We start from the raw sequence: 970 nt of genomic DNA, 5'->3' as shown, positions 1-970 counted from the left end.
CTAGCAGATGGTGCATCGCCTCATCGCCAATATCCCACGCGGATTTCAAAATATAAATACCAATCGCGAGCGCGATAATTGGGTCTGCCTGCACGATACCCTGCTGATAAAGAACGAGCCCGATAAGTATGCCCGTGTTTGATAGTAAGTCGGACGCGTAATGCAGCGAGTCCGCTTTGATGGCAAGTGAGCCGGTCTTTTTCGCGACAAAGCGCTGAAAGGCAACCAGAACAAAGGTTAATAGAATCGAGATGCCGACCACGACACTGCCCACTTCGATAGAGCGAAGTTCGCTTGGATTCACCATGCGTTCAATCGAGTAGATAATCAGAAATAGGGCCGAACTAGAGATGAATAGCGCCTGCCCGAGCCCCGCCAAAGACTCTGCCTTACCATGTCCAAAGCGGTGTTCGTTATCGGCTGGCACCATGGCATAGCGAATCGCAAACATATTGATGAGCGAGGCAAGCAAGTCCAAAAGAGAGTCGACCAAAGAGGCAAGTACGCCAATCGAGCCGGTCGAAAACCAGGCGTAAATTTTCATCAGCAGCAATAGGATTGCGACGCACACAGAAGCCCAGCTTGCTAGCTTGATCAGTTTATTAAAGTGCGCTTGTTTGTCTGTGAGAACGTTTGCCATGGGAGCTTACTTAATTCGTTGAAAACATGGTGTATAGTACTTTGTTGGGCGCTACCTTCAAACTAAAGAGTGCCTAAATTACAAGAAGCGTTTGGAGGTTTTTATATGAGCTGGGTTCAGCAATCGATTAAATTGATCTTGGCCGAAATGCAGCGATCATCTGACACGCATTTGTTTCAGGTTCCGATGCCGGATAGTTATCAGGATATCCAGGTCTACATAAAAGACGAATCCACACATCCGACGGGTTCGCTCAAACACCGCTTAGCGCGCTCATTATTTTTGTATGCGTTGGCGAATGGATATGTCGGAGAAGACACCACCATCATT

General features: G+C 47.7%; 1 protein-coding gene and 1 pseudogene. One reads left to right on the top strand and one right to left on the bottom strand.

Translation table 11 applies throughout. The features are described from left to right. A partial coding sequence (locus A3750_RS00930; protein WP_068547944.1) for a cation diffusion facilitator family transporter occupies positions 1–640 on the bottom strand: 640 nt, incomplete at its 3' end. A gap of 105 nt (positions 641–745) precedes the next feature. Here A3750_RS00930 and A3750_RS00925 point away from each other — a divergent pair. Beyond that, positions 746–970: pseudogene (locus A3750_RS00925) on the top strand (PLP-dependent cysteine synthase family protein); the annotation flags it as partial.

It is taken from the genome of Oleiphilus sp. HI0079, assembly GCF_001635105.1.
The sequence above is the reverse complement of the archived record's forward strand: the minus strand, read 5'-3'. Positions and strand labels throughout refer to the sequence as shown.